We start from the raw sequence: 6,000 nt of genomic DNA, 5'->3' as shown, positions 1-6,000 counted from the left end.
AGAAGGCCGCCAGGCTCGCATCCTCGCGCAGCGCCGTGACGCGGGTCACGAAGCCGGCAAGCAATGCCACGGCCATGCCTGCGATCAGCCCGCCAATCGTCATCGCCCCGAGCGAGAGGCCGGCGACGAGATAGCCGACGGCCGCGCCTGGCAGGATCGCGCAGGCCATTGCGTCGCCCGTCAGGCTCATGCGGCGCAGCATCAGGAACACCCCGACCGGCGTCGCGCCGACCGAGATCGCAATGCAGCCGATCAGCGCGCGCCGCATGAAGCCGAAATCAGCGAAGGGCTGGACGAGGAGCTCCCAGATCATGCGGCGTCTCGCCCGCATATATGCGGGGGGCCGGTGCAGGCCTCGCACATCTGGCGTGCGCGGAACCGGTTTTCGGCCGTCAGCACCTCTGCCGTGGGTCCGTGGGCAACGAGCTCGCGCGCCAGCATCAGCGTGCGGGGGAAGTGGGCCCGCACCGTGTCGACGTCGTGCAGGACGGCGAGCACCGTGCGGCCTTCGCCGTGCCAGCGCCGCACCACGCCGATCAGGTCCGCCACCGTTTGCGCGTCGACCGCGGTAAACGGCTCGTCAAGCAGGACGAGCCGGGCGTCCTGCAGCAGCAGGCGGGCAAAGAGGGCGCGCTGTGTCTGCCCGCCCGACAGCGACCCGATCGGCCGCGTCTCGAACCCTTCGAGGCCGACTGCGGAAATCGCATCGGCGACGCGGGCGCGATGACCGGCCCGCAAGCCCGCGAAACCGCCGATCTCCCGCCAGAGGCCCATCGCCACAAGGTCGGCGACCACGATCGGGAACGACCGGTCGACGTCCGATTGCTGCGGCAGGTAGGCGATCTCACTGCGCGCGATCCCGCCGAAGGCGATCCGGCCTTCGAGCGGCCGCAGCGAGCCGGTCACGCCCTTCAGCATCGTGGATTTGCCGGCCCCGTTCGGCCCCACGATGGCGGTCAGGCTGCCCGCGGCGATCTCGCCGTCGAGCCGGTACACGGCCGGATGGCGGTCGTAGCCGAGGGTCAGGTTCTGGAACGAAAGGGCATGGTTCATGATCCGCCCCATGACCCGCCGGACGTGGATGTTGCCCAGAAAAAGCCGGCCCAAAGAACGGCCGCCGCGAGCGCCGCTCCGGCCAGCCGCAGCCCGACGCCGACCGCAAGAAGACGAAACCGGGTTACAGATGGCGTCGTCATAGCCGTTCCTCAGCCGACATCGGTGCGCGGTGGCTCGGCAGGACGGAAAGCGCCTCGGCCTGCATTCGTTGTCCGCGCCTGCCCATGAGACTTTCTCTGCCGAAAGATCGTCAGTCTGTTATATTATAACATTTGATAAATCAACGCCCGACCGGCCGGCTGACATGACGCGACGACGGCCCGGCCGCACCGAACGGGTTTTCCGCTGCCATACCTTTGACGCCGCCGCCTCACTCCCCACATGACCGGGGATGAGCGAACCGCCCAAATCGCCCCCACCGCACTCACCGGCTACGCCCGGCACGGAAATCGCGCTGCCGCCGCTGGACCGGCAGGCCGTCGCCGGCATCTTCGACGATGCCGTGCGCCGCTACGTTGCCGGGCGGCGCGAACGGATACCGGCCTTCGTCGACCGGAATTTCGCGCTGCGCGGCTCGCTCGAGCTGCACCGCCACGCCTTCGGCCTCGACCTCTTGCGCGCGCCGTACAACGTCATGGCCGGGGTCGCGACGGCGGCGCGCGGCGTCGCCGCCGCCGGGTTGCAGGTTGCGGGTGCACGCGGCGCGGCGGACCGGCTGACCGGCCGCACCCTGTTCTGGCAGACGCGGGTCGCCCGCGAGCTGGAATGGCGCCTGCACGCGGATTTGCTGGAACTGCCACTCGACCAGGGCGACCGCCGCACCGAACGGGACCGGCTGGTCGAGGAGGCGCTATGCGATCCGCGGCTGGCCGCGCATTTCGACCGCCTGCTCAAGATCGTCGGTGACCGGGCCGAAGACCGGGCCTTTCGCGACCGGGTCCACGCCGCGATGCAGGACTATCTCGGCAGCCGCGCGGCGGCGGCAGATATCACAGCCTCGCTGTTCGCCGCCGGAGCGGGCTATATCGCGGCCCAGAAGTTTACGCCGGGGGCGGCGGCGCTCTCCGGCGTCGTCGCCGGTTCGATCGCCCATTCCGCCGCGGTCGGGAGTTTCTTTGCCGGGCCCTGGCTGGGCGGGCTGTATTACAGCCTGGTCTCGGTCAAGGTCTCGCCGCTGCTCTACGCCGGCGTGTTCGCCGGGATGCTGGTGCCGTTCGCCATGCTGACGGCGTTCGCCGGGGTGGTCGCCGATCCGCTGCAGCGGACGTTCGGCCTGCACCAACGGCGGCTGAACCGGCTGCTCGACGTGTTCGAAGCCAACCTGACCGGCGAGTCCGACGCCGGGTTCGGCGCCCGCGACCATTATGTGGCGCGGCTGATGGACCTGCTCGACTGGTCTGCCTCGATCGTGCGGCTGGCCGGCGCGCGGTAGGCCGGGCGTGCCGCCGGGCCGTACCCCTAGTCCTTCGGCGGATCGAAGCTGATCATCCAGGCGATACCGAAACGGTCGGTCCAGTTGCCGAAATAGGAGCCCCAGAAGGTCTCCTGCATCGGCATCCTGACCGAGCCGCCCGCCGACAGGGCGGCGAACACCCGGTCGCAGTGTTCGCGGCTTTCCCCGGTCAGGGAGATGGCGAAATTGTCGCCCGCCGCGGGCGGCGGTCCGAAGGCCGAGCAGCTGTCGCTTCCCATCAGGACGGCCGGCCCGATCGGCAGGGAGACGTGCATGATCCGGTCCTTCTCCGCCTCCGGCACGCCCATGTCGGGCGGCCCGTCCCAGAAGGTCTGGAGCACCGAGAAGTCGCCGCCGAAGACCGAGCGGTAGAACTCGAAGACCTCGCGGCAGGTGCCGTCGAAGAAGAGATAGGGGTTGAGCGACATTCGTTTCTTTCCCGGAAGCGGATGGCCGAAGCGGCGGATGCGGTTCCGGCGGTATACGGTTCACCGAACGGAGGGTGCAACGGTCAACGTGCGGGCACGCCGGCCGGACGCAGCCTTCGCAGCCTTCTTCGTCAGGAGTCGCGTCCCCCGCGCCGCGAACGGTCGCGTTCGCGGTCCCGCCGGCGCGGCGGTTCGCCGTTTTCACGGCGCGGCGGCCGGTCTGCGACGCGCTTCGGCGGCCGGGCCCGGGGGTCGCGCAGGCTGAGCCGCGCGTGGACCTTGTCGATCCGGCGGGCGATCCGCGCCACTTCGGGACTGCGGCAGCGCAGGCGCCCCGCGTCCCGCCGCCAGGCTGCGGCGTCGGCGCTGCGCCGGAGCGCCTTGCGGAGGCGGCGCCCGGACCAGCGGCCGGGCCGCTTCGGCGACTTGTTGGCGGCCCTCGCGTTCCAGGCGGCGCGGCGGGCATCTTTCCGCCGGCCGCAGGCGGCCATGACGCCGGCGGCATGCACCATGCGGTGACGCAAGCGGTCGTGCTTGTGCGCGATATGATGCGGCGCCTTCGGCGGGCCGGCGCGAGGGTGCCCGCGGTCCTTGCCGCCGCCGGTCGCGGTACACCCGCCGGCCAGCAGCAGGATGGCCAGGCAGAGGATCGGCTTTCGTATCATGTCGGGGGCGCCTCCGTTTGCCGTGATACGGCGCCGCCCTGACTTTCCGTCGTAATGGCGCGGCCTTGTGAGACACCTACACCGCTGACTTGCGCCTCTTTGCGCCCTACATTCGCGCCAATCCAATGCCGGAAGCCGCCCCGAACTAATCATGCCCGAAGGCGCCGCCGCCCTGCACAACCGTTCCGTCCGCGTCCGCGACGTCGAACTCGGCAACGACCGGCCGTTCGTGCTGATCGCCGGGCCGTGCGCGCTCGAATCCCGCGATCATGCGCTGGAGATGGCAGCGGCGGTGAAGGAGGCCGCCGGGAGCGCCGGCGTGCGCGCGATCTACAAGACCAGCTTCGACAAGGCGAACCGGACCAGCGTGGACAGCCCGCGCGGCATCGGCCTGGACAAGGCGCTTTCGATCTTCGGGGACATCCGTGCAACGACCGGCCTGCCGGTGCTGACCGACGTCCATACCGAGGAACAGTGTGCGGTCGCCGCCGAAGCGGTCGACGTGCTCCAGATCCCGGCCTTCCTGTGCCGCCAGACCGACCTGCTGCTCGCCGCCGGGCGGACCGGGAAGGCCGTCAACGTCAAGAAAGGCCAGTTCCTCGCGCCGTGGGACATGCAGAACGTGCTCGCCAAGGTCGCCAGCACGGGGAACGGCAACATCCTGCAGACCGAGCGCGGCGTGAGCTTCGGCTACAACACGCTGGTCTCCGACATGCGCGCGCTGCCGATTCTGGCGCAGAACGGCTGGCCGGTGGTGTTCGACGCGACCCACTCCGTGCAGCAGCCGGGCGGGCAGGGCGCGTCGTCCGGCGGCCAGCGCGAATTCGTGCCGGTGCTGGCCCGGGCCGCCGCGGCCATCGGCGTCGCCGCGATTTTCATGGAAACCCACCAGGACCCTGACAGCGCGCCCAGCGACGGCCCCAACATGGTGCCGGTGCGCGACCTGCCCGCGCTGTTGCAGACCCTTGCGCAGGTCGACCGGCTGGCGAAAGAGAACCCGGTCCGCCTCGCCTGAGCGCCGCCGCGCCGACCCTCTCCGATACATTCACGATCCGAGCCGCCATGACCGACATCGTCGACATCGTCGCCCGCGAAATCCTCGATTCCCGGGGCAACCCGACCGTTGAGGTCGACGTTCATCTGGACAGCGGCGGCTTCGGGCGCGCGGCGGTGCCGTCCGGCGCCTCGACCGGCGCACACGAGGCCGTCGAGAAGCGCGACGGCGACAGCGGCCGCTATGGCGGCAAGGGCGTGCTGACGGCGGTCGACGCGGTGAACGGGGAAATCTTCGACACGCTCTCCGGCTTCGACGCGCTGGAGCAGGTCCATATCGATACGGTGCTGCGCGAACTGGATGGCACGGAAAACAAAAGCCGCCTCGGCGCCAACGCGATCCTGGGCGTCAGCCTCGCCGTCGCGCGGGCTGCGGCGGACGGAATCGGCATGCCGCTCTACCGCTATCTGGGCGGGCCGGGCGCGCGGGTCCTGCCGACTCCGATGATGAATATCGTCAACGGCGGCGCCCATGCCGACAACCCGGTCGACATCCAGGAATTCATGGTCATGCCGGTCGGCGCGGAGACCTTCGCCGAGGGGCTGCGCATGGGCGCCGAGGTCTTCCACGCCCTGCGGGCCGGCCTCAGAAAGGCCGGGCACAACACCAATGTCGGCGACGAGGGCGGCTTTGCGCCGGCGCTGCGCGGCGCCGAAGAAGCGCTCGATTTCGTGGCGGAAGCCGTCGCCGCTGCCGGCTATACGCCCGGCGACGACTTCGTCCTGGCGCTCGATGCCGCCTCGACCGAATTCTACCGCGACGGCGCCTACCATCTGGAGGGCGAGGGCAAGCGCCTGTCGCCGGACGGGATGGCCGCATACTGGCAGGACCTCGCCGGCCGCTACCCGATCGTCTCGATCGAGGACGGCATGGCCGAAGACGACTGGAGCGGCTGGGCGGCATTGACCGATGCGCTCGGCGACCGTGTCCAGCTGGTCGGCGACGATCTGTTCGTCACCAATCCGGCGCGCCTCGCCGAAGGCATAGAGCAGGGCGTGGCCAACGCCGTTCTGGTCAAGGTCAACCAGATCGGCACGCTGACCGAAACGCTGGAGGCCGTCGAGATGGCGCATCGCGCGGGCTACGCCGCCGTCCTGTCGCACAGGTCCGGCGAAACCGAGGATTCGACGATCGCCGACCTCGCCGTTGCCACGAACTGCGGCCAGATCAAGACCGGGTCGCTTTCGCGTTCCGACCGCACAGCGAAATACAACCGGCTCCTGCGCATCGAGGAACGGCTCGGCCCGGCGGCGACCTACGCCGGCCGCGCGGCGCTCCGCGGCAATTCCTGAGTCGTTTCAAAGGATTCGCTCTCATGTATTATCGAAAAGACTGTAAGTAACT

Annotated in this window: 7 protein-coding genes; 3 read left to right on the top strand and 4 right to left on the bottom strand. The window is 69.7% G+C overall.

The genetic code is table 11. The annotated features are described in order from the left end of the window. Together OXM58_04975 and aztA are read right to left on the bottom strand one after the other, a co-directional pair. The coding region (locus tag OXM58_04975; GenBank protein MDE0147703.1) for a metal ABC transporter permease at positions 1-313 on the bottom strand (313 nt) is incomplete at its 3' end. Beyond that, positions 310-1,065, bottom strand: a complete 756-nt coding sequence (gene aztA / locus OXM58_04970) for a zinc ABC transporter ATP-binding protein AztA (protein ID MDE0147702.1) — start codon at positions 1,063-1,065, stop codon at positions 310-312. The genes OXM58_04975 and aztA, both read right to left, overlap by 4 nt. A gap of 382 nt (positions 1,066-1,447) precedes the next feature. Between aztA and OXM58_04965 the strand changes: the two genes are divergently transcribed. After that, positions 1,448-2,488 carry a hypothetical protein gene (locus tag OXM58_04965; protein MDE0147701.1) on the top strand — a complete coding sequence of 347 codons (1,041 nt, stop codon included), beginning with the start codon at positions 1,448-1,450 and terminating at the stop codon, positions 2,486-2,488. A gap of 26 nt (positions 2,489-2,514) precedes the next feature. Here the strand turns inward: OXM58_04965 and OXM58_04960 are convergent, their stop codons facing one another. Both OXM58_04960 and OXM58_04955 read right to left on the bottom strand, forming a co-directional pair. Beyond that, positions 2,515-2,937 carry a VOC family protein gene (locus OXM58_04960; GenBank protein MDE0147700.1) on the bottom strand — a complete coding sequence of 141 codons (423 nt, stop codon included), beginning with the start codon at positions 2,935-2,937 and terminating at the stop codon, positions 2,515-2,517. A gap of 131 nt (positions 2,938-3,068) precedes the next feature. After that, on the bottom strand, positions 3,069-3,602 hold the full coding sequence (locus OXM58_04955) for a hypothetical protein (GenBank protein MDE0147699.1): 534 nt from the start codon (positions 3,600-3,602) through the stop codon (positions 3,069-3,071). A 151-nt stretch (positions 3,603-3,753) separates the two neighbouring features. Here OXM58_04955 and kdsA point away from each other — a divergent pair, with 151 nt between their 5' ends. Next, positions 3,754-4,617: a 3-deoxy-8-phosphooctulonate synthase gene (gene kdsA / locus OXM58_04950; protein MDE0147698.1), complete on the top strand. Its 864-nt coding sequence runs from the start codon at positions 3,754-3,756 to the stop codon at positions 4,615-4,617. Between the two features lie 47 nt (positions 4,618-4,664). Continuing rightward, on the top strand, positions 4,665-5,948 hold the full coding sequence (gene eno / locus OXM58_04945; GenBank protein MDE0147697.1) for a phosphopyruvate hydratase: 1,284 nt from the start codon (positions 4,665-4,667) through the stop codon (positions 5,946-5,948). Positions 5,949-6,000 lie beyond the last annotated feature (52 nt).

The organism is Rhodospirillaceae bacterium, assembly GCA_028819475.1.
In the GTDB taxonomy this organism is placed as follows: domain Bacteria; phylum Pseudomonadota; class Alphaproteobacteria; order Bin65; family Bin65; genus Bin65.
This window is presented reverse-complemented; position numbering and strand designations above follow the sequence as displayed.

Excerpts from the sequence above, each read along its gene's own strand:
- aztA (MDE0147702.1), bottom strand. The coding sequence starts at position 1,065 with ATGGGGCGGATCATGAACCATGCCCTTTCGTTCCAGAACCTGACCCTC.
- OXM58_04965 (MDE0147701.1), top strand. The coding sequence starts at position 1,448 with ATGAGCGAACCGCCCAAATCGCCCCCACCGCACTCACCGGCTACGCCC.
- OXM58_04960 (MDE0147700.1), bottom strand. The coding sequence starts at position 2,937 with ATGTCGCTCAACCCCTATCTCTTCTTCGACGGCACCTGCCGCGAGGTC.
- OXM58_04955 (MDE0147699.1), bottom strand. The coding sequence starts at position 3,602 with ATGATACGAAAGCCGATCCTCTGCCTGGCCATCCTGCTGCTGGCCGGC.
- kdsA (MDE0147698.1), top strand. The coding sequence starts at position 3,754 with ATGCCCGAAGGCGCCGCCGCCCTGCACAACCGTTCCGTCCGCGTCCGC.
- eno (MDE0147697.1), top strand. The coding sequence starts at position 4,665 with ATGACCGACATCGTCGACATCGTCGCCCGCGAAATCCTCGATTCCCGG.